Annotated in this window: 19 protein-coding genes; 3 read left to right on the forward strand and 16 right to left on the reverse strand. The window is 33.4% G+C overall.

The features are described from left to right. Positions 1 to 16 precede the first annotated feature (16 nt). The 4 genes from QO263_RS18080 to QO263_RS18095 form a co-directional block, all read right to left on the reverse strand. The gene (locus QO263_RS18080) at positions 17 to 481 is read right to left on the reverse strand and encodes a (2Fe-2S)-binding protein (RefSeq protein WP_285624522.1); all 465 of its coding nucleotides are present in this window, start codon (positions 479 to 481) and stop codon (positions 17 to 19) included. A gap of 31 nt (positions 482 to 512) precedes the next feature. After that, entirely contained in the window at positions 513 to 1,385 is an 873-nt protein-coding gene (locus QO263_RS18085) for an FAD binding domain-containing protein (protein WP_285624525.1), read from the reverse strand. Positions 1,386 to 1,806: 421 nt separating this feature from the next. After that, positions 1,807 to 3,381: a sigma-54 interaction domain-containing protein gene (locus QO263_RS18090; protein WP_285624527.1), complete on the reverse strand. Its 1,575-nt coding sequence runs from the start codon at positions 3,379 to 3,381 to the stop codon at positions 1,807 to 1,809. Positions 3,382 to 3,612: 231 nt separating this feature from the next. After that, positions 3,613 to 4,872 carry a Glu/Leu/Phe/Val family dehydrogenase gene (locus tag QO263_RS18095; protein WP_285624529.1) on the reverse strand — a complete coding sequence of 420 codons (1,260 nt, stop codon included), beginning with the start codon at positions 4,870 to 4,872 and terminating at the stop codon, positions 3,613 to 3,615. Positions 4,873 to 5,408: 536 nt separating this feature from the next. Here QO263_RS18095 and QO263_RS18100 point away from each other — a divergent pair. Then, positions 5,409 to 7,517, forward strand: coding sequence for a methyl-accepting chemotaxis protein (locus QO263_RS18100; RefSeq protein WP_285624531.1), 2,109 nt, complete (start codon positions 5,409 to 5,411; stop codon positions 7,515 to 7,517). 56 nt (positions 7,518 to 7,573) lie between these two features. On the opposite strand, the gene QO263_RS18105 is transcribed toward QO263_RS18100, so the two are convergent. The 5 genes from QO263_RS18105 to QO263_RS18125 form a co-directional block, all read right to left on the reverse strand. Further along, positions 7,574 to 8,386, reverse strand: a complete 813-nt coding sequence (locus QO263_RS18105; RefSeq protein WP_285624535.1) for an Asp23/Gls24 family envelope stress response protein — start codon at positions 8,384 to 8,386, stop codon at positions 7,574 to 7,576. A 408-nt stretch (positions 8,387 to 8,794) separates the two neighbouring features. Then, complete coding sequence (locus QO263_RS18110; protein WP_285624537.1) at positions 8,795 to 10,024, reverse strand: electron transfer flavoprotein subunit alpha; 1,230 nt, start codon at positions 10,022 to 10,024, stop codon at positions 8,795 to 8,797. A 116-nt stretch (positions 10,025 to 10,140) separates the two neighbouring features. After that, complete coding sequence (locus tag QO263_RS18115) at positions 10,141 to 10,935, reverse strand: electron transfer flavoprotein subunit beta/FixA family protein (protein ID WP_285624539.1); 795 nt, start codon at positions 10,933 to 10,935, stop codon at positions 10,141 to 10,143. Positions 10,936 to 10,953: 18 nt separating this feature from the next. Beyond that, positions 10,954 to 12,093, reverse strand: coding sequence for an acyl-CoA dehydrogenase (locus QO263_RS18120; RefSeq protein WP_285624542.1), 1,140 nt, complete (start codon positions 12,091 to 12,093; stop codon positions 10,954 to 10,956). An 866-nt stretch (positions 12,094 to 12,959) separates the two neighbouring features. Continuing rightward, positions 12,960 to 13,598, reverse strand: coding sequence for a redox-sensing transcriptional repressor Rex (locus QO263_RS18125; RefSeq protein ID WP_285624545.1), 639 nt, complete (start codon positions 13,596 to 13,598; stop codon positions 12,960 to 12,962). A gap of 219 nt (positions 13,599 to 13,817) precedes the next feature. Here QO263_RS18125 and abc-f point away from each other — a divergent pair, with 219 nt between their 5' ends. Next, positions 13,818 to 15,746 (forward strand): ribosomal protection-like ABC-F family protein, encoded by a 1,929-nt coding sequence (abc-f, locus tag QO263_RS18130; protein ID WP_285624548.1) that lies wholly within the window; start codon positions 13,818 to 13,820, stop codon positions 15,744 to 15,746. A gap of 448 nt (positions 15,747 to 16,194) precedes the next feature. On the opposite strand, the gene tsaD is transcribed toward abc-f, so the two are convergent. Then, on the reverse strand, positions 16,195 to 17,232 hold the full coding sequence (tsaD, locus tag QO263_RS18135) for a tRNA (adenosine(37)-N6)-threonylcarbamoyltransferase complex transferase subunit TsaD (protein ID WP_352169768.1): 1,038 nt from the start codon (positions 17,230 to 17,232) through the stop codon (positions 16,195 to 16,197). A 526-nt stretch (positions 17,233 to 17,758) separates the two neighbouring features. On the opposite strand from tsaD, the gene QO263_RS18140 reads away from it, so the two are divergent. Next, positions 17,759 to 17,941 (forward strand): hypothetical protein, encoded by a 183-nt coding sequence (locus QO263_RS18140; RefSeq protein ID WP_285624554.1) that lies wholly within the window; start codon positions 17,759 to 17,761, stop codon positions 17,939 to 17,941. 72 nt (positions 17,942 to 18,013) lie between these two features. On the opposite strand, the gene QO263_RS18145 is transcribed toward QO263_RS18140, so the two are convergent. From QO263_RS18145 to QO263_RS18170, 6 genes are all read right to left on the reverse strand, one after another. Next, positions 18,014 to 18,238, reverse strand: coding sequence for a hypothetical protein (locus QO263_RS18145; protein WP_285624558.1), 225 nt, complete (start codon positions 18,236 to 18,238; stop codon positions 18,014 to 18,016). A 143-nt stretch (positions 18,239 to 18,381) separates the two neighbouring features. Continuing rightward, on the reverse strand, positions 18,382 to 19,095 hold the full coding sequence (locus QO263_RS18150; protein WP_285624561.1) for a Yip1 family protein: 714 nt from the start codon (positions 19,093 to 19,095) through the stop codon (positions 18,382 to 18,384). A gap of 154 nt (positions 19,096 to 19,249) precedes the next feature. After that, on the reverse strand, positions 19,250 to 20,473 hold the full coding sequence (locus QO263_RS18155; RefSeq protein WP_285624563.1) for an ABC transporter permease: 1,224 nt from the start codon (positions 20,471 to 20,473) through the stop codon (positions 19,250 to 19,252). 12 nt (positions 20,474 to 20,485) lie between these two features. Further along, positions 20,486 to 21,199 (reverse strand): ABC transporter ATP-binding protein, encoded by a 714-nt coding sequence (locus QO263_RS18160; protein ID WP_285624566.1) that lies wholly within the window; start codon positions 21,197 to 21,199, stop codon positions 20,486 to 20,488. Further along, positions 21,196 to 22,488 (reverse strand): efflux RND transporter periplasmic adaptor subunit, encoded by a 1,293-nt coding sequence (locus tag QO263_RS18165; protein ID WP_285624568.1) that lies wholly within the window; start codon positions 22,486 to 22,488, stop codon positions 21,196 to 21,198. Before QO263_RS18165 ends, QO263_RS18160 begins: the two co-directional genes overlap by 4 nt. 183 nt (positions 22,489 to 22,671) lie before the next feature. Next, a complete protein-coding gene (locus QO263_RS18170; protein ID WP_285624572.1) occupies positions 22,672 to 23,910 on the reverse strand; it encodes an NRAMP family divalent metal transporter in 1,239 nt (412 codons plus the stop codon). Positions 23,911 to 23,916 lie beyond the last annotated feature (6 nt).

Genomic DNA, 23,916 nt, shown 5'->3' on the forward strand with positions numbered 1-23,916 from the left:
TAGTTCCTCCTTTCACTTACTTATCTCTTGCTATTTCAACAGCATCAATTATTTTTTTATATCCAGTACATCTGCAGATATTTCCAGACATTGCTTTTTTAATCTCTTCTCTTGCTGGATTAGGGTTTTTCATAAACAAAGCCTTAGCTGAAAGTATCATTCCAGGTGTACAAAAACCACATTGAACAGCACCAGCATCAATAAATGCTCGTTGAAGCTTGTCTAATTCGCCGTTCTTTGATAAGCCCTCTAAAGTAATTACAGAGCTTCCTTGAACTTGAGGAGCTAACATGATACAAGAAGTCACTGCTTTACTATCTACTATTACAGTACAAGCACCACATTCACCCTCAGAACATCCTTCCTTAACGCTTGTTAGCTTAAAATCTTCTCTAAGCATATCTATTAGTCTCTTATTTGGATCTATTTCTACAGTTACATCTTCATAGTTCAGATTAAATGATATTTTTACTTTTTCCAAAATATAAACCTCCTCTTTTGATAACTAACCACTATTTTAAATCCGCTAAAATATTAGCAAACATCTCTCTAGCAATACCCTTCATAGCTGATCCTTTGTATAGAGCCAAGTGTTTAAAAGGCGAATTTGCAACACTAGCATTTGTTATTTCAGCTATTTTTTCTAAGCAGATTTCTATATTTTGCTCATTTAATTCTTTTCCAATTAATAGTTCCTCAGCTTCCCTAACTCTTACTGGGTATCTAGAAATAGCTCCTAATGATATCTGAGCTTTTGTACATTTATTGTTATCATCTTTTTCAATTAAAGCTCCTGCACTTATAACAACTATAGCCAATGCTTTTCTTTTACCTAATTTTTTAAAGCTTGTAGCCGTATTTTCATTAGGAGTTTGGAAGAATATTTCAGTCAATAGTTCGTCTTTTCTAAGCTGACAGTTTCCAGGTCCTTGATAGAATTCTTCAAGTCTCATAACTCTTTCTTCTTTTTCACTTTTTAGAACTACTGAAGCATCAAGAGCCATAAGAGCAGATATAGAATCTCCCGCAGCAGAAGCATTTGCTATATTTCCCCCAATAGTTCCCAAGTTTCTAATTTGTGTAGAACCAACTTCTCCACAAGCTGTAGCAAGAACCTTAGCTTTTTTTAACAATATTTCTGAACAATCTAACTCACTAAAATTGGTAGCAGCACCAATCTTTATGAAGCCGTTTTCCTCTTTAACATATTTTAATTCCTTGATTTTCTTGATATCCACTACCTTTTCTGGAGAAATCATTTTATGATTTATTTGAACAATGAAGTCAGTTCCGCCAGCAATAATTTGAGTGTCTTTATCTGCTCCAGCTAATACCTTGATCGCTTCTTCAACTGTTGTAGGAGCAAAGTAGCTAAATTTTTTCATCTTATCCCTCCTGCAAATAATTATTAACAATTGTAATTTTTTAAAAAACAAATATATACTGCTTAAATTGCTGCAATTTGTAGAAATATAATTGAAATATAAATTTCTTGAAATATGTCTTATGCAAAAGCCTTGCCAAAATTATAATTATTGTCAAAACAATAACGATTTTTTTAAAACAACTCATAATATTAGATAATTGTCTACTATATATATGGACATTGAGTGACAATCTCAATGTAACTCTCAATTTTTATAAAGTAATTTTTTATCTTAAATGATATTAAATGTCAATTATCTGTAATTTTTTTTCTGAAAACTTTTCATTTTCGAAATGCTTTCAGAAAAATAACGTCTTATCCTATAAAATCAAGCTGTATGTTCGTTTCATTTTTGAAATACCTATTTCATAGGTGAAATATTATTCACTTTCAATATTTAGTTGATTCATCTTTCTCCACAAAGTAGTAGTACTTATTTTTAGATAGTCCGCAGTTTTGGACTTTATTCCATCATTAATACTGAGAGCTTTCTCAATAATCTCTTTTTCATATTTTTGCAGCATTTCATCAAGTCCATTCTCATTTAGGTCTGTAATATTAAAGTTTTCCTTTATATTCCTTGGCAAATGCTCTACTTTAATTATCCTTCCATTGCCAATTATATTAAATGCTTTCTCAATACAATTCATTAGCTCTCTCACATTACCTGGCCAATTATAATTAATGAGGATATTAAGAGCTTCCTCATCTATACCTTCAACAAACTTTCCAAAGGTTATATTCATATTTCTTATAGCATGGTTTACAAGCAGTGGTATGTCATCTCTTATATATCTTAGTGATGGAAGATTTATATCAAGAACATTTAATCTATAAAATAAATCCTGTCTAAACTTTTCTTCCTTTACTAACTTGTCTAGATCCTTATTTGAAGCAGATATGACTCGAATATCAAGGAGTATTTCCTTCTGGCTTCCTATTCTTCTGACTTCCCTTTCTTGTAACACCCTCAGTATTTTAGACTGAAGATCTAAATGCATTTCACTGATTTCATCAAGAAATAGTGTTCCTCCATTAGCTTGCTCAAAAACTCCTGGAGCTCCTCCTTTTTTTGCTCCAGTAAAAGCTCCATCTTCATATCCAAAAAAACTGCTTTCCATAAGATTCTGCGGAATTGCTGCACAGTTTATTGCCACAAAAGGTTTATTAAACCTATTACTTGCATTGTGAATAGATTGGGCAAAAACTTCCTTACCTGTTCCAGTTTCACCAAATATCAGAACATTTGAATTAGACTGAGCCGCTATATTTGCTACCTCTTTTGCTCTATCAATTTCTTTAGTCTTTCCTATAATATCAGAAAAATTATACTTCACATTCTGATATTTTTTCATTTCATTCATTAAGCTATTATTTTTTTGAATCTGATCTTCATTATTAAATCCAAAACCAAAATCTTTTCCCATTGGGATTCTAACTGCACTGGCACCGCTAATATAGTTGGATTCTCCAATCACAGGTTTCTGTTTTTTCATTGCTTCGTTGGCATCTTTACTTATAGCACCCAAAAACTTCGCATTCATCTCTCCATTAGAATTGATCGATGCCAATCTTTTACCTTCACTGTCAAATACCACAGCTTCCCCTCCAGCAACTCTTGCAATAAAAGGAAGAGCATCAATTAAGGATTGCTTGAGAGCATTGCTATAGCTTACACGTTCAACATTGCTGCAGCAAAGAACATAATCCCCTATAGGTACACACCAGGTTTCTGCTCCAAGCTCAAGCTGTGACATTCCATGGACTGTTTCTTCTTTTTGTGCAGCTTCTTTAGCTAGGTCATAATAAACCCCTTTTAATTCAATTACTTCATTGCCTATTGAATCTACAGTTTTTATTCTTTTTCCATCTCTATTTGTAAGAGCTGCATAACCAGCGGTAACTCTAGCGATAATTGGAAGTGAACCCAATAAAGTATAAAATATCTTTTCCATTGCTAGATAACACCCACTTTCTAAATATAACACTTTTTTTGTCGTAATTTGTTTATCACTTTATTATCATTATAACAAAAGATGAGTATTCTGTATACATAATATAGCCATTCTCTCTTTTACAAATATTACAAAAAATTAAGCAACTCAAATTTATTTACTTGCTACCGCTCATATAAAAAGGAACTCTAACAATTAGAGTTCCTTATTTTTAAATCCTTATTCTATTTATTAATACCATCCTCTTAGCTTCATTGCATCTGCTACCTTTTTAATTGATATCATATATGCGGCAGTTCTCATATCAACATTGTATTGTTCCTTTAGACTGATTATCTCATTAAATGCTTTAACCATTAATTGCTCTTGTTTTTCTTGTACTTCATCAAATGGCCAGTAGTGATTCATTAGATTTTGTACCCATTCAAAGTATGATACAGTTACTCCGCCAGCATTAGATAAGATGTCAGGTACTACAAACACTCCTTTTTCATTAAGAGCTTTATTTGCTTCAGGGGTAGTAGGTCCGTTCGCCCCTTCAACAACAATTCTTGCTTTTATTTTATCTACAGTTTGACTTGTTATAGAGTTTTCTAGTGCACATGGTGAAAAGATATCACATTCTATTCCAAATATTTCTTCTCTATTAAGTTCTCTCGTACCATTGCCATAACCAGTTATAAATTTATTTTTATTATTAGCAGCATATGCTCCTAATGCTTTTACATCAATTCCATTTTCATCAACTAAACAACAAGAAAAGTCAGAAATAGCAACAACCTTGGCACCTAGTTCCTCAGCATATAATGCAGCAAAGCTACCAACATTACCAAAGCCTTGAACAGCTACCTTTAAGCCTTTCAAATCTAGACCATTTTTCTTAGCTGCTTCTCTCATCATCAAAGCAACTCCATATCCAGTAGCCTCATGTCTTGCTAATGAACCGCCATAAGCAACAGGTTTGCCAGTAATTATTCCTGGAACATTTTCGCCTCTCATCTTAGAATATTCGTCTGCCATCCAAGACATTACTTGTGGATTAGTACCAACATCAGGTGCCGGTATGTCCTTCTTTTCACCAATAACAGGTGATATAGCTATTATGTAAGCTCTAGAAAGTCTTTCTAATTCCCCTTGAGATAATTCTGAAGGATCAACTATAATTCCGCCTTTTCCTCCACCATATGGAACTCCCACTACTCCACATTTAAATGTCATCCAAGCTGATAGAGCTTTCACTTCATCGAAGTTAACCCCTGGGTGAAATCTTACTCCTCCTTTTGCTGGACCAAGAGCATCGTTATGTTGCGCTCTGTAGCCTGTAAATACTCTAATGCTTCCATCGTCCATTTTAACTGGGAAATTTACTTCCAGTGTTCTTAGAGGTTGCTTAAGCAGTTCGTAAACAGCCTCTTCAGCCCCCAGCTTGTCACAAGCTGACCTAATTTGCTGCTGAACAATTTCAAAAGGATTTAAAGTTTTTTCTGCCATTTTTATTCTCCCCTTTAAAAATTAGTTTTTAAAACTTTAACAATCATTGACTACTTTGTATTAATGATTTGTAACAAAGAGTCAGAGTGTTAAATAAATAAAATCAAACAACCAGAAATAAAGCACCTTAAAATAATCTATTCTGTTAGTTAAATTATGCATAAAATCGAATTGTAAACGTTTTCCCTACTACTTCCATAATTACACTCAAATTATAACATACTACATTTATGTTGTAAACCTGTTAACAAAAAGCCTTTATTACATTTTCTACATAATCTTGTAAAACTATTTTTAATCTTTTCCTAGCTTTTTATAGTTCTTTAGTTCTATTTTTGTAGATTGTTGAAAAATAACGGAATTTGTAGGATATTGGTGGGTTTTGTATATATCTCTATATTTTTGAACTATTTCGACCTAGCTTTACATTTTAATAGTAAACAACATATAGTAGAATTATATATAAAAATCTTCCCAATTAACCAAATTATTCTTCTATATAATAAAAACTAATTTTATTTATAGGAGGAATACAAGTGAAAAGCACTAAAACTAAAAGTAAGACTAAAAGCATCAAGACTAGTATTATTGCATCTATATTAGTCTGTACTGTGCTATTATCAGTAATAGTTGGCGCAGTAAGTATATTTGTCAGTAGCAAAGTAATCATGAAGGAGGCGCACAAAAACATTTTATTGGCTGCCACTAGCAATGTGAATAAGCTAGATCAGTCTATAGGTCATTTTGAAAGTTCAGTAAATGTCATTACTTCAACAATAGCTAGTACTGGAGACATTATCTCTACACTAGATAACCCAGAGGCTTCAGAGCGTTACTTAAACAGTATTGATCTCCTAGTAAAAAATGTAGCAAATACAGATGAGAATATAGAAAGTGTATTTGTTTATTTTAGACCTGACTTAACTGAAGGCTTCAAATACGTAGATTATGACAGAGTTGAAGGCACAGGTAATTTTAGCAAGATAACAGACCTTAGAGCTGAAGATTATAACGAAAGAAAAGATAGCAATATGTGGTTCTATGACGTAATTGACCAGAAAAAAAGCATTTGGTCACATCCGTTTATAGATGAAAAATCTAATACTGAGCTAATAAACTTTTCTTCTCCTATAATATCAAATAATCAAGTCGTAGGTATTGTAGGTATAGACATCAAATTTGAGGATTTTAAAAAGCTTGTAAATGAAATTAAAGTCTTTGATACAGGATATGCTTTTCTTCTAAATGAAGAATATGATTACTTAATCCACCCAACACTAACTGTTAATGAAAATATCGGTACAATAAATAATGGTCAGTATAAGTATATTGTGGATACTATTGAAAATAATGGTTCAGATGTACTGGAAACATTTTTTGGAGGAGAGAACAAGTTATTAGGTTATGCTAGAACTACTAACGGATATTCTTTAATAGTTATCGCCCCAGTAGTGGAAATATATAAGGATATGTATTCATTAATAACACTTCTTATTGTAATCCTTATAATAGGAATACTCTTATCAGTTATTGTAGCATTTTTATTCGGTAATAGAATTTCGTCACCTATAGCTAGCTTGACAGGATTTATTAACAGAACATCTGAGTTTGATTTAGTAGAGCAGGATGACAATAAAAAAGATAATCTATACTCTCGTAGAGATGAGACAGGCTTGATGGCATCATCAATAAGCAAAATGAGAAAAGCTTTAAGGGAAATAGTTCAAAATATTTCACAGAATTCTAATCAATTAAGTATGTACTCAAAACGACTAGTCACTGCAACTGATGAAACCTCTATGGCGCTTCAAGAAGTAGCAAGGGCTATAGAAGAAATGGCAGCAGGAGCAACAGAGCAAGCTAAGGAGACTCAAGCAGGTACAGAGCAGCTACTAATCCTTGCTAAGGAAATAAATGATATAGAAGAAAGCTCTTCTCGATTAAAGAGCTTTTCAGATGAAATGAGTAAGCAAAGCATTGAAGGCGTGGAAAAAATAAAAATTCTTCAGGACAAATTTAGCTTAAATGCAAAGCTTGCCATTGAAGTTTCTAATAATATAAACGATTTATCTGATCAATCTAACTCTATTCACGAGATAGTAAATACTATTCAATCCATATCTGAGCAAACAAATCTGCTTGCATTAAACGCTTCCATTGAAGCAGCTAGAGCAGGAGAAAATGGCAGAGGATTTGCTGTTGTTGCAGAGGAAATAAGAAAGCTTGCAGAACAATCTGCACGATACTCAGATGAGATTGAAAGCATCATATCAGATATACGTGAAAGCATGTCTAAAACTAAAACAAATGTAGATATGTTTAATCAAATTTTCAACGAATCCAATGTGGCAATGGGTGAAAATGACAAAGCCTTTAGATTGATTTATGAATCCATAGAGAAATCTATTCAACAAATAAACATGCTTTTAGAAAAAGTAAAAATAGTTGATAAAACTAAAAATAGTGTTGTATCTTCTATAGAAAGTATTTCTGCAATATCTGAAGAATCAGCAGCTTCTACACAGCAAGTGTCTGCAACAACTGAGGAACAAACTGCTACAATAGAAAGTATTGCACAGATGGCTATAGATTTACAAGAGGTTGTTGATGAGTTGAATACTCTTGTAGGTACATTTAAATTATAAAAAAATAATAATCTCCTTTCTTCCCAGACTTCAAGGAAGAAAGGAGATTTTCTCTCTTAGGCTATTATCATTTTCTTTACCATAACATCCACTGCTAAAATATTTAAGGATGTCATGTTTTCAACCTCATATATGGTCTGCTGCTGCATGAGCTTGATTAAGGGAACTATTGGATTGCCATATATGACCTCGGCATTAAGGCTTATTATAATTCCCTGCTCTAGATTTTTTACTCGTATTCCATAAACCTTTGATATCCCAATAACCTTGCTTGCAGCATGTCTTAATAAATCCTTTATAACACCATCCGAAATAGTATATTTCCCACGATAACTGAAAGTAGGCCTCACTACAGTCTTTTCAACTACCTGCTCCTTAATATTTTCTTTCTTTCTCCATATTTTCAGACTGTCAATAAAATATCCAGAAAAGTCTTTCTTGATTTCAAAGGTAGGAACTGGGATAACATGCTTGCCTTCTACTTTTCTAAACTTCCTAGCTATACCAATTTCCTCCTCTGTTGAAATATCTTCAATATATACTCTTTCCTCTGCATCAGGAAGCTTCAATGAACTAGTTATTTTATCTATCATCTTATCTGATGTCCCTAGTATAAGTATTTTAGAAGGTTTATTTTGCTCTATTGCATTTCTTACCTCCTGTCTATGGATACTATCCATAAAAACAGCTCTTCTGATGGCACTAACTATAGTGTTTTCTCTTTTTGCAGACTTTCCTGCAACTATCTTGTTCCCTTTTATGAGCAAACCATCGTCAATAATATATTCTATTTCTTTTTCCTTGGCTAGAGTTATTGCTTTGTAGCTTTTTCCGCTGCCGCTGTGACCTATTAGGGCTACTATTTTCATGTGAACGCCTCCAGTATAATTGACTCCCTCTAAATTCAAGATATTATTTGTTGTTCCTGTGAAATAATAGTTCTTCTATAGCAAATCAGTTACTTTCTTCCCTGTGAAATACTGATAAATGAATCTAAATTATAGTGTACAGCTACTTATTTAAGTATATCAAAAAAGTGAATTTTCTACACTATTAAATGATTCACAACTAAAGTATCTCATGCTTTCTATACATAAGAAATCATTTTTGCTGCAATAGTCAAGCTAAAATATTAAATATTATTATACACATTAATCCTATTATCAATATTTTCTATAATAAATCAATCCTTCTATATCAATAAAAGGGACATAATTGCTGATTAGTAAGCAATTATGTCCCTCTAGCTCTTAACTTCAATTATACAATTTTATCTCTTAAACATTATTTCCTACGGCCTTGACAGCGGTAACTATATCATCTACATTGTCTAATACTTCAAGGATTGCTGGAATTATTTCAGTTACATCACCAACTATGCCATAGTCGGCTATTTTAAATATTGGAGCATCAGGATTTTTATTTATTGCTATTATACATTCAGCATCCTGCATACCTGCCAAGTGTTGAATAGCTCCTGAAATACCACATGCTACATAAAGCTTAGGTCTTACAGTTTTACCTGTTTGACCTACCTGATGAGAATGCTCAATCCATCCTTCATCCACAGTGGCTCTGGAAGCTCCTACAACTCCTCCTAGTTTTTTAGCTAGTTTTTCTACTAATTCAAATCCTTCATGAGTTCCTAAGCCTCTTCCACCTGCCACTATTATCTTAGCTTCCTCTAGTGGAACTTCTGCTTTGCCTGATTTAACTACACTTTCAACTGAAGCTTTAATATCCTCTTGGCTTAGTTTAGCATCTATTAACTCTATCTTGCCTTTTCTGCTTTCATCATATTTTGCTCTTTCCATTACCCCTGGTCTAACTGTAGACATTTGTGGTCTATGGTCAGGACAAATTATAGTAGCCATTAAGTTTCCACCAAAAGCAGGTCTAGTCATCAATAGCTTGTTATCTTCTTCATCAATTTCTAGTCTTGTACAATCTGCAGTAAGGCCTGTATGTACCTTTGCAGAAAGTCTAGGACCTAAGTCTCTACCTATATTAGTAGCACCTATTAAAATGATTTCAGGTTTTCTGTCTTTGACTAATTCTGATATAACTTTTGCATATCCATCTGTAGTATATATTTCTAGCAGTTTGCTTTCAGCATATAATACCACATCTGCACCGTATTTCACTAGCTTTTCCGCAATATCATTTATATTGTTTCCCAATAAAACCGCTGTCAATGGAACTCCTAGCTTATCAGCTATTTTTCTACCTTCTCCTAAAAGCTCAACTACAACATTCAAAAGCTTTCCCTCTCTCTGCTCCGCGAAAACCCATACTCCCTTATACTTAGATATATCATCTGCTTCAGCTTTAATTTCCTCTTCTTTAACAATTGCTTCAAATGGACATGCTTCTATACAAGTGCCACATGACGTACAATTATCTTTTATATAAGCCTTACCTTCATTAAGCTCTATGGCTTCAAAGGGACATGCATCAACACATGTGGAGCAGCCAGTACACTTTTCTCCTATAATTTTAACAGCCATCTATATCACCTCAATATATAAAATTTATACCTATCAAGCACTATAAATATTAAGTGAACTTCAAATTTAATACTATAATTCTTAGCAAATTCACCTGTACTTCTATAATATTTCTTTTATATAATTTGTCTCTCTTTCAATCTAACCATAAACTGTTTCGCGATCTCACTAACATTACCTGTAAGCATCTCTCCACCTGTTTTCCTTGTTTCAGGAGTAAATGATCTTTTTACCTGAGTAGGAGAACCCTTCAATCCTATTTGTTCTCTATCAACATCTATATCATCAACTGTCCAAATTTTGATCAGTTCTTCATTTCTATACGCTTTATATACACCCTTAATAGAAGGATATCTAGGAGCATTTAGTTCTTTTATCGCAGTAAGAAGAACTGGCATCTCTGCTTTTACTACATAATAGCCGTCCTCTAATGATCTATGAGCAGTAACACTTCTGCCGCTGACTTCAAGATTTTCTACATAAGTAATCTGAGGAAGTCCAAGATGCTCACCTATTTGTGGTCCTACCTGAGCTGTATCCCCGTCTATTGCTTGCCTACCACAGAATATTATGTCGTAGTCACCTATTTTCTTTATTGCAGCAGCCAGTGTAACTGATGTAGCCCAAGTATCAGCACCTGCAAAGGCCCTATCACTTAATAGAATAGCCTCATCTGCTCCCATTGCAATAGCTTCTCTTAATGCTTCCTTGGCTTGAGGAGGTCCCATTGTAAGCACTATTACCTCTGCATCTTCAAGAGTAGCCTTTATTTTTAAAGCTTCTTCTAGAGCATTTTTATCATCTGGATTTATTATACTTGGAACACCTTCACGAATAAGGGTTCCTTTTACTGGATCTATTCTAACCTCGTTAGTATCAGGAACTTGTTTTACACAAACAATTATTCTCATAGCATTTTCACTCCTTTTCTATCTCAAAGCATTTGCTGATATTACCATCTTTTGAACCTGTGAAGTTCCTTCATATATTTCAGTTATTTTCGCATCTCTCATCATTCTTTCAACAGGATAATCTCTAGTATATCCATATCCACCATGTAGCTGCACTGCCTTAGTAGTCACTTCCATTGCTGTCTCAGCTGCAAATAGTTTAGCCATAGCTGCTGCATTACCATAATCTAAGCCAGCTGACTTTCTCCAAGCAGCATTATATACCATGAATCTTGCAGCCTCTATTCTTGCAACCATATCAGCTATCATCCATTGAATTCCTTGGAACTGACCTATAGACCTTCCAAACTGCTGTCTTTCTTTGACAAATTTTATAGACTCATCTAGAGCTCCTTGAGCTATTCCTAGAGCTTGAGCAGCTATACCAATTCTGCCGCCATCAAGAGTAGCCATAGCTATCTTAAAGCCTTTGCCAATTTCTCCAAGTAAGTTTTCTTTTGGTACTCTACAGTTTTCAAATATAAGCTCAGTAGTAGAAGAGGCTCTAATACCCATTTTGTTTTCCCTTTTACCAATCTTAAAGCCCGGGAAATCCTTTTCCACAATGAAAGCAGTTATACCCCTTGTCCCCTTAGACTTATCAGTCATGGCAAAAATTATGTATACATCTGCCTGTCCACCATTAGTTATAAATATTTTTGTTCCATTTAATACATAATCGTCACCATCAAGAACTGCAACAGTCTGCTGCCCCGCTGCATCAGTACCTGCATTGGGTTCTGTAAGACCAAATGCTCCTAGGTACTCTCCTTTAGCTAAGGGTACCAAATATTTTTGCTTTTGCTCCTCTGTTCCAAATTTCAATATAGGCCAACAACCAAGAGATGTATGTGCAGAGCATATTACCCCAGTAGTTCCACACACTTTTGAAAGCTCTTCTATAGCTATTGCATAAGCTACCTCATCTCCACCTGCACCGCCATATTGCTCTGGTATAGGTATGCTTAACATATTATACCTTGCCATTTTTTCTACGCTTTCTCTGGGGAATCTTTCTGTCTCGTCAATTTCTGCTGCTATTGGCTTTATCTCTTTTTCAGCAAACTCCCTCATGACTTTTCTTATGGCTTCCTGTTCATTTGTAAGGCTAAAATTCATTTTATTCCCTCCTCATTATTTTGTATTATAGAAAAAATATTGATATTTTTATAACATACTTCATTTTATATATGCAAAACTCTTGCCATTTATTTTATTATACTTCAATAGAAATTAAATATCTATTATCTTTGTTAATCTCTTGTCTTACATTTTCTTAACAATATGGCAATAATTAAGCACTTTATGCGACTGATAGCTAATCACAACGACTTAATTATCGAACTTTTTCATGATGTTTGTTAATAAAATAACGTTATTTGCTCAATAAGAAAAGCAGGAAAATAGGCTAAGTATTCAAGTAAAACTGAGGGTTTGGCTCCATAAGTATCATAATAAGATATTAGTAACATAATTTCGAATCCTTCACCATTTAATTACATTGAAACTCAAAAATAGTCTGTTTTTGTCTGTTATTACTACACTATGTGTCCAATATACGGACACTACCCGTTTTTCATTTACTTTTTAAAACATATTTCATAATAACATAAGTAAATTCTCATTTAGGCAAACATTTTCAACTACAGAATCTAGTAATTGATTTATACAAAAGAGCTATGACATCCTTGTAGTTCAAAGAGATCATAGCTCCTAATGTGAATTTATAAAATAATACTTAGTATACACTGTTTAATTTCTTTTCTAGTATCTTTTGAAGTTGACCAAATATAGAGGTTATAATCCAATAAGCAAGCATCACAGCTGCAAATGTCTCGAAAAATTTGTAATTTGAAGCCCTCAAAAAGTTTCAAAACATGTTAAGTGTCCTACATGTATAGATTCTTAGTGAGTAGGGTTTATACTACCTGTCTCAGGATGACGATTTTCACACAGTTTGTCGCCTTTTTGCTTTCCGACACGTTTTATTCTTTATTCACTTCTTTAAACATATATGACAATATAAATAAGCTCTCATTTAAATGAACATTTTCAACTACAACATCCTCAGGAACCTTTAGATCAGTAGGAGCAAAGTTCCATATGCCTTTTATATTACTTTTAATAAATTTATCTGCTACTCCCTGTGCATGTTCCTTTGGAGTAGTTATAATTCCTATTTCAACTCCATTATCTGCAATAAATTTTTCAAGTAAATCAACATCATGTATCTCAATATCTCTAATTTTTAAACCTATTACCTTAGGATTCTTATCAAATAGAGCTAAAAGCTTAAATCCAGCATCTTCAAACCCTCTATAATTTGCTATTGCCTGCCCAAGATTGCCTGCACCTACTAAAACAGCTTTATAAGTTCTCTCCAAGCCTAAAATTTTACCAAGCTGTTTATATAGCTCTTCAACATTATAGCCATAGCCTTGCTGTCCGAATCCTCCAAAATTATTTAAATCCTGTCTTATTTGGGAAGCTGTAAACCCAGTAATATTACTTAGTTCTTGGGATGATATTCTATTGATATCTTTATCTAATAGTTCACCTAAGTATCTGTAGTATTTAGGTAGTCGTCTTATGACTGCCATAGAAACTCGATTTTCTTTTTCCATATAAATTTTCCACCCACTCTTATTCAGATTTTCATGTCGCGAAATATTTAAAATATTATATCATTAGGTTAAATTTCTGTCAATTTGACAATAGTAACCAATTTCCATTATATCAATAGTATTGTTTCTTACCCTTTTAAAAATAATACCCTATTGTTTCTTTTTTAAACGTTTTTTGATAAAATTATAATAATTAGTATGAAGCGAGGAGGAAACAAAGTGATAGTTTTATCATGTAGCAATATATCTAAAAGCTATGTAATAGATACAATACTAGATAAAATCACTTTTTCACTAAATGATAATGAAAAAGTTGGTCTTGTTGGTCTAAACGGAGCTGGCAAATCAACATTATTTAATATTTTGTGTGGAAGAATTTCTATGGATTCTGGAGAAATATATGTATCAAAGGATTGTAAAATAGGCTATCTTGAGCAAAACACACAAATAGAAAGCGATAAGTCTATTTTTGATGAAGTTATGGATGTATTCACACCTTTAATAGGCATGGAGGAAAAACTGAGAGAGCTTGAGCATAGTATCAGTGCAGAAGGTCAAAAGCAAGAATCAAAACTGCTGGACTCCTTAATGGATGAATATGCTCATCTCATGGAAGAATTTCAAAATAAAAATGGATATGGCTTTAAAAGCGAAATTAAAGGAACTCTAAAAGGACTAGGTTTTAGTGAAGAACAGCTCTATATGCCTGTAACTCATTTGAGTGGCGGACAAAAAGCAAGAGTTATGCTTGCAAAGCTACTCTTAAGCAAGCCTGATATTCTACTTTTAGACGAGCCTACTAACCACCTTGATATACAAGCCATAGACTGGCTAGAAAGATATATTAAGGAATACAAGGGTGCAGCAATAATAATATCTCATGATAGATATTTTCTTGATAATACTGTGTCCAAAATATTTTATCTAGAAAGCTCTCTATTAAAAATATATGGTGGAAATTACACTAGCTTTATGAAAAAGAGAAAAGATGAGTTAGAGCTTTTAGAGAAAAAATATGAAGAACAGCAAAAAGAAATTTCAAGACAGGAGGAAATCATTAGAAGATTTATGTCCTACGGAGGACAAAGATATATAAGACAAGCCCAAAGCAGACAAAAAATGCTAGATAAGATGAAAAGGATAGATTCTCCTGCTAATGAAAGTAAAAAAACTAAAATTAGATTTGAGCCAAAGGTAAAGAGTGGAAATGATGTAATGTCTGTAGAAAACCTAAATAAATCCTTTGATGAACGCATTCTGTTTAGTGATGTAAGCTTCAAAATATATAGAGGAGAAAAGGTTGGGCTTATAGGACCTAATGGTGTAGGAAAAACAACCCTTTTCAAGATGGTCATGGGAACAGTACCTATAACTGATGGAACCATAAATTTAGGTCACCATGTCAATATAGGGTATTTTGATCAGGAACAATCTAATCTTAATGAAGAAAAAACTATTGTAGATGAGATTTGGGATGAAAATCCATCACTAGACCACTACCAGATTAGATCTCTTCTTGCACAGTTTTTATTCTTTGGTGATGATATATTTAAGGAAATATCTGAATTAAGTGGTGGAGAAAAGAGCAGGGTGGCACTGATAAAGCTTATGATGTCAAAGTCCAATTTACTTCTAATGGATGAACCTACAAATCATCTTGATATAGATTCTAAAGAAGTACTTGAAGATGCTCTGCAAAACTATGATGGAACTCTCTTGGTTATATCCCATGATAGATATTTCTTAAATAAGGTTACAAATAAAATACTAGACTTATCTAATACTGGTATCACTGAATATTTGGGTAATTACTCGTATTATCTAGAAAAAAAGAATGCTCCTATATACGATAGCGATGATGATATTGCTCAAAAAACTAAGACTCAGCTAAAGGCTGAAAAGAAAAAAGAAAAGGACAAAAAACTGCTTGAGAGAAAGCAAAAAGAATTGATAAAAGATTTAGAGAAAAATATCTCTAACTATGAAAATAAAATTCATGAGTTGGAAAATGAAATGTATGATCCAAATATATATTCGAACCATGAAAAAAGTCAGCAAATTCATCAAGAAATATTAAAGCTTAAAGATGAACTGGAGTTACTCTATGATGAATGGGTTATACTGACAGAGGAAGTGTCAGAGGAATAAGAAAATTCAAGCAAATTCTAGTTTAACATCCTAGTAATTTGCTTGAATTTTTTGTCATATTTCTATTCCTACTATCGAATTATGTCAACACTTTAAAAAGTAGCTATTGTTCCATATTATTCTAATTCTTATAACAAAAATTTTATTTTCCCCATTTAATCCACATATTATTCACATAATCCACAACGTTATCCACATTATCATGTAATATGATATGTACTTCACAACAATATTTCCACATTATCCACAGACAATCTATATTTTTATGCATAGCAATGTGGACAAGCTGTGAATAACTTATTCACTTTTTTATGTCGAATTTAGAAGAACTTAGTTTACATAATGTGATATACATAAAAAATATTTTTGTCAAAAAATTCTTTATTATATTAGCTTAACAATTTAAACACCAAAGTAAAAAACTTTTTATAAACTTGCCCAGACATTTTTATAAGCTCTGTTTTATCCTATCCTCAAGCTTTAAATTAGGCTCTGCATTTAAATCAAGACCTGCCATATTTCCATTAATAAAATTATAGTAAGCTGAACAGCCTATCATAGCAGCATTATCTGTACATAAAATTCTGGAAGGAAATCTAATATCTAATCCTTCCTTTTTCCCTCTTTCAGTTAACATATCTCTTAAGCCTTGATTTGCAGCTACTCCGCCTGCCACTACTATTGTATTTGAGTTCATTTGCTTAGCAGCTCTTATTGCTTTTTCAGTCAGCACTTCTATTACAGATTGTTGAAAACTAGCAGCCACATCTTCTATTGATATATCCTCTCCTTTTTGCTTTGAGCTGTTTAGGTAATTGAGTACTGCTGATTTTAGGCCGCTAAAGCTAAAATCATAGCTACCTTCCTCAAGATATGCCCTAGGAAAATCCACTGCATTTTTATTACCTATGACAGCAAGCTTGTCTATGAGCGGTCCTCCAGGGTATCCTAATCCCAACGCTCTAGCGATTTTGTCAAATGCTTCTCCTGCGGCATCATCTCTGGTTCTTCCAAGGAGCTCATAATCTCCATAATCCTTCATATACACTAAATGAGTATGTCCTCCAGATACCACAAGACATACAAAAGGAGGCTCTAGTTCAGGATATTCTATGAAGTTAGCATATATATGACCCTCTATATGATTTACTGGAACTAGGGGTATATCTTTGCCAAATGCAAGTGCTTTTGCAGCGGATATGCCTACCAGAAGAGCTCCTACAAGACCTGGTCCATAGGTCACTCCTATATTATCTACATTGTCAAGAGCTATTCCTGCATCATCTAATGCATTTTGTATAATCAAATTTATATTTTCTATATGCTTTCTTGAAGCTACCTCTGGTACTACTCCACCAAATTTTTTATGTATTTCTATTTGTGAAGATATTATATTTGATAATACATGTCTGCCATTTTTTAAAACCGCCGCTGCTGTTTCATCACATGAGGTTTCAATTGCAAGTGTAATTATATCTTTTTTTATATCATTGTTCATTTTGATTCCTCCAAATTATACAGTTGCCAATCCAAACACAGCAAATTTATATGGCTTTTAATAAAACCATTCGCAGCCTTAATCTCGCCCATAAGAGCATAAATTAATCTGTTGTGCTAATTAAATTAGGAGTAACTTAATCCTGTGTTTAAGATGACATATAGATTTCATTATTCTATCATATATTATATCCTCATGAAATGCATATTACCATATATACATTATTTAAATCCCATAAATTCTAAAAAAAGAGATGCTTCGCTTACGCTCAGCATGACAGCAAGCTGCTGTCCTAAATATAGCAAAAAACATTCAAGAGCAGTGTCATATTAGTTAAGCTTAAAAAGTTTTGCTTTATTACGCAAAACCTTTTAATAGCTTTTGTTCTAAATATTGCTTTAATATTATTCTTATGATTTACAGAAAATATAATCATAGACTAAATAAAAGTCTTGAAAATGGTCTATATGAATACTCAATTTTTAAGGGTAAAAATATCCTTAGGAGTGATGTCATGGCTAATAATAGAAGACCTTTCTATTGGAAACTTTCCTCCGCTAATATAATGTCTGATGGTATGTTAAAAGACATAAGCTATGGAGATTATGCTCTTATGATGGCCGTAAATGATATACCATTAGAAGATAAGGATACTAGCAAACATGATGAAAATGGGGATAATGAAAATAAGCGTTAAAATAGCTTAAGCTGGGCAAATTTTGCCCAGCTCTTATGACCTAACTCAATTTTCCGAGTACTTTTATATAACCTAACTCCATTCGTCATAGTCCATTTCCATGGCCATATTAGTAAGTATCTCATCAGTTAAATCTAAGTCACATTTATGATTTCTTGTAAAATGAACACAGTTCTCACAGCTTTTCACCACATATCCAGATGGATTTACAGAGGACATCATTCTTTCATCATCTGATGTATACCTATGTTCGCTACATTTTTCAGCAACTCTTCTTAGTTGGTCTTTACTTGCCATTTATAACCCTCCTACAATTATTTTTTTGAATTTAAGTTTAATAAAACTACTTATTATATTATCTGTATTTCTTCAAAAAATAAAACAAAAACATAGATCAAATCTACCTATGTTTTTGTTTTATAATTAATTACTTTTTAATCTTAAATCTGTCCAGCCGCCTTCATTCCTAGCACGCCTAGTCCTGAAGAAATCAATATAAATACAATCCAGGTGCCCAAAACTAGTATAGCAGAGCTTTTCTTGCTTATTGAATATACCTTAGATATGCCTATAATTGCAAGTATTTGATACCATATTACAAACACATCTAGACTTGCTAATAGGGTATGTAAAAATGTACCAGCTTGTGAATCGGGCAAAAATACAGCTAAAGATGTAAGTATATTATTTTGCTTTGTAATAAATGATATTATAGCAATTATTATACTGCCTAAAAGAACTGGGAAATATGAATGTGCAATTACAGAAAATGCTTGTTTGAATGTACCTGTTCCATTTACAAAGCCAGAAAATGCATTGATTAATGCACTTTTAACCAGCCATACAATAACTATCAAAATTACTGCAAATATTATTCCAGTGTAAACTTGCGCAGTTATTAACCCTTCAGGAGCTTCCATTCCTGACATTGCAAATTGCTGAATTATTGCCTCCTTCATCGTGCCTATTCTAGGCAAATAAGTAGCTAAAATTCCTAGTAGTATTACAAGCATTGGGAATAAAACCTTTGGATAATCTTTTAGATTTTCAAAAACCTTACTTGGGCGAATAAAAATATACTTTAATCTTTCCCACCAACTAAAAGGTTTTACTTCATTTACTTCATTTTGATTTTGATTAATATTTTCAGCCATTTTAATCCTCCCTTCATATTTTTAATTTAAAGAGATTCTAATATCTATTAGAGACACTCTGATATTTCATAGAGATATTCCCAATATTGTATGGGGACATTCCCATGTCCCCGTACCTTAACATGTATCCCTCTAGACATAAATATCCCTTAAATTACTCATATCTTAAAGCTTCTATTGGATCAAGCTTTGCAGCCTTGTTTGCAGGATACATTCCAAAGAATATACCTACTGCTGCTGAAAATAGTACAGCTATTAGGATAGTGCCTATGGAGGCAGAAGGAGGTATTCCAATAGACATAGCTATTATACTCTGTATTGTAAGCCCTAAAACAGTTCCAATTAATCCGCCAGTTCCTGATACAATCATAGCTTCTACCAGAAATTGAACTAATATATCCTTCCTAGTAGCTCCAATAGCTTTTCTTATGCCTATTTCTCTAGTCCTTTCTGTTACTGACACAAGCATTATGTTCATAACTCCTATTCCACCAACTAAAAGTGAAATAGCTGCTATAGCTCCAACAACACTAGAAAGCATGTTGAGCACATTATTCATCATATCCATCTGCTGCTGTGCACTTTGATAAAGATAGTAGTCTTTACCAACACTTTTATGTTTTCTTTCTAATACACTAATCATTTCCTTACTTACTTCATCAATTTTTTTGCTGTCTAAAATATTAACCTGGAACTGATAATACTTGTCTCCATACCCTCCTACACTCTTCACCATACTATAAGGAACATAAAGTGTAGTTCTATCTCCTGAAAATTGTTGAGCCAGATTTTCAAGAGTACCTCCCGGCGTCTTATAAATACCTATAATAGTTAGAGAAAGTTTTGAAGAACCTGTATCTATTATAAGATTTTCTCCCAATACATCTTTTCTCTTGAATACTTTATCTGCAAGCTTTTCGTCTATTATGGCAACTTTCCTGTTACCTTTAATATCAGTTTCTGTAAGAAATCTTCCATCTACAATATCTATAGATGTCATCTTAATATAATCCTCACTCACACCATACATGTCTACAGGAGCATTATTTCTGCCCTTAACAGCTGTACCATTCATACCAAGCATAACAGAAACTCCTGTTATCTTATCGCCAAATACCCTCTTGATTGTATTTAAGTCCTCATCATCAAAATAGTCGTTTCTATTTAGATCCTTCTCCCAGTTTGTATAGATGGCTACTAAATTAGCCCCTATCTTTTCAAATTCATTCCCTATCTGAGCCTGGCTTCCTTGACCTAAGGATACTATCGCTATAACAGAGGATATTCCTATGATTATTCCAAGCATAGTCAAGAAAGTACGCATTTTATTTGCCCAAAGACTTGATAGCGCAGAGCCTAAGCTCTCTAAAAAATTCATCCTATCACCTCATTATTCACTTGCTGTCTGTGGCTTTATTATAATTTGATTTTCTACTTCCCTATCATCTATAAGGCAACCATCTCTAAATAATACTACTCTCTTAGTATGCTGAGCAATTTCAAGCTCATGGGTTACTAATACTATGGTAACTCCCTCTCTATTAAGCTGCTGAAATATTGCCATAATCTCTTCTCCAGATTTAGTGTCTAAGTTTCCAGTAGGTTCATCGGCAAGCAGTATTGATGGATTATTCACTAAGGCCCTTGCTATGGCCACTCTCTGCTTTTGACCGCCAGAAAGCTCATTTGGCAAATGATCTACTCTTTCACCCAAACCTACCTTTTCTAGTACCTCTAAGGCTTTAGCTCTTCTTTCTTTTTTTGATATGCCAGCATAAGTCATTGGCAGCTCCACGTTTTTTAGTGCAGATGTACGAGACAATAGGTTAAAAGATTGAAACACAAAGCCAATCTTTTTATTTCTGACTGCAGCAAGCTCCACTTCATTTAGCTTCTCCACTGATACCCCATCTAATGAATAGCTTCCTGATGTGGGTTTATCTAAGCAGCCTAATATATTCATAAGAGTGGATTTCCCTGACCCTGAAGCACCCATTATAGAAACAAATTCATTACTCTGTATTTCAAGATTTACATTTTTTAAAGCCTCTACAGATATTTTTCCTGTATCATATATCTTACCTAAGTTTTCTATCTTTATCATTTCTGCTCACCTGTACTGTTTGAAATTGAAACCTCTAATCCATCATGCAGCTTCTCATTAGGATTAGCAACTATTTTGTCTCCCTGCTTAATATCTGGTGAAATAACCTCTTGCTTTAGATCTCCTTGAATACCTATAGTAACAGGTACTTCCTTTATCTTATTATCCTCTACCTTAAATACTACCTTTGTACCATCCTTCTTCTCATACATTGTTTCATATGGTAAAACTAATGCCTCTTTTTTATGTGCAGTATTAATGGCCACATTGGCTGTAAACCCAGGCTTTAAGTAATCATCAGCATTAGGTATATCGATTTTAACTGTTACCTGTATTTCCTTTCCAGTTCCAGTCGGTACAATAGTCGCTGACGGCGCTATAAAAGATACAACTCCACTTATTTCTTTTTCTTTAAAAGCCTCTCCTGTAACCTTTACCTTTTGCCCTAACTGTATTTCACTTATATCATATTCTCCTATACCAACTTCTATTTCAAGGCTATTTGTATCCTCTATAACAAATAAAGGCGTTGCAGCAGTTGCAGGTATACCAGCACGTGCATTTAACCCAACTATGGTTCCACTAATAGGGCTTTTAATAATTGATTCCCCTAGAGACTCCTTCTGAGATTGTAGGGTTATTTCCTGAATCTCCACATTTTTTCTTTGAATGTCTATATTTGATTTTAAATCTTCTTTGTTTTCTGAGTCTTCTATTCTCTTCTGCGCTAGCTCATAGCTATTTTTAGCTGTTATCATATTGGCCTCATCAGCATCTAGCACAGCCTTACTTATGGCACCTGCATCATGGAGAGTTTTTGAGCCTTCATATTTCGTTTGAGCATTTTCATAGGCTAGCTTAGCATTCTCAAGACTTTTCTCAAGCTCCATGGTACTGCTTGATTCATCAAGCTGTCTCTCTAGGTTTTTAAGTCTTTGTCTTTCCATTTCAAGACTTAGTTCAGCAGTTTTTATCTTGCTTTCTAAATCCTTTACATCAAGCTTTAACAATACATCTCCTTCTGATACCTTATCGCCTTCTTTAAATAGGACTTCTTGTATCATATAAGGAAGATTTGAAACCACATTTCTTTGCTCCTTAGATTTCAAAATTCCCTCAGTAATCAAGGTTGAGTCGAAATCATTTTCTACTTCTACTTCTACTACTGATACATATGTACTAGCACCTTTTTCTGTATTTAGCGCCTTTAATACTCCAGCAGATATAATAGCTATTCCTACTATGACTGCAGCAGCTATCCATATAACTTTTTTCTTGTTTTTTGCCATGGCAATACCTCCTACTAAAATCATTACACAATAATAATAGACTGATTTATTGTTAATAATACTTCAACATTAATTATACTATAATATAATTTCATAATTTTAGCAAAAAAATAAATTATAAAATAAAATAGAGCTAACCCATTTACTCTAGATTAGCTCTTTGATGCTTAGTTATAAATAATTTTATTTAATAAATGCTGTAAGCTGATTATATGATAAGTAAATTAACCAAATTATTGCAAGTACAGAAATGATATTAGTCAATGTCTTGTTCTTATATTCCTGCATTATATCTTTGTCATTTGATAATAGAAGCATTACTATAGCTATCATTGGAACAGCAAATATAGTTGTTCCTTGTGCTAATACTAATAATTGAAGTGGGTTTTGTCCGAATGCTATAGCAGCAACTGTACCTAATACCATTACAAATGAAGCAAATATTTTAGACCATTTGCTATCCATGGTATCTCCTAGACCTAAACCATCAGCAAGTAGAGTTCCCCCAATCATAGCATTTACTATAAAAGATGAAAATGCTGCTGACCAGAATCCAAATAAGAACAACCATTTAGCTGCAGGCCCAAGTAAAGGCTCTAGCTGCATCGCCATATCTATAGCACTATTTATTTCGACACCAGCTGGTTTCAGTACAGTTGCAGCTGTTATCATAATAACCATACTAATAAGGGCTAATATTGTAATTCCAATGTTGGAGCTTTTAATTCCTTCTTTTAAATCATTTTTTGTCCATCCCTTTGAACGAACAGAATAAGCTTGGAAAGCTGCTGCAGCCACACTAAATGTTGTAGCAGATATAGAAACAACTAATCCGAATATTTGAGGCTTGCTAGGTATAAATCCTTTCATCAATTGTCCGAAATCTGGTTTTATAGCAAATAAGTTTCCGAAAAATGTTATTATCATTATAAATACTAAAAATGTCATTACTTTTTCTAAGATACCATATATGTTTGAAAATCCCCACAAGAATACTAGCGCTATTACAGTAAATATAGCAGCCCACATTCCAATGGACCCACCAAACATAGTACTAAAGGCAAGGCCTACTCCAATATTGTTCCCTGTTTGAAATCCAGCTACTATAAAGAATCCACCTAAACCAATAATAAATGCAACTACACGCCCATATTTACTAGTTACAGTCTGCAAGAAAGATTGCTTTGACATAATTCCAATAGTAGATCCCATCTTTGAAAACATACCCATCATAATTGCAGCTACAGCAACTGTCCATAATATTGAATAACCCATTGTCGCTCCTGCTTTACTGCTGACAGTTATGCTGCCAGGTCCCATTACAACTGCCGCTGTTATTAGACCAGGTCCAATTAATGAAATTATTTTCTTAAAAGCATTAGTTTCTTTCTTCGTTGTTTTTTCGGCCATATCATTTTTCATCAATAA

The organism is Proteiniborus sp. MB09-C3 (assembly GCF_030263895.1).
Lineage (GTDB): Bacteria > Bacillota > Clostridia > Tissierellales > Proteiniboraceae > Proteiniborus.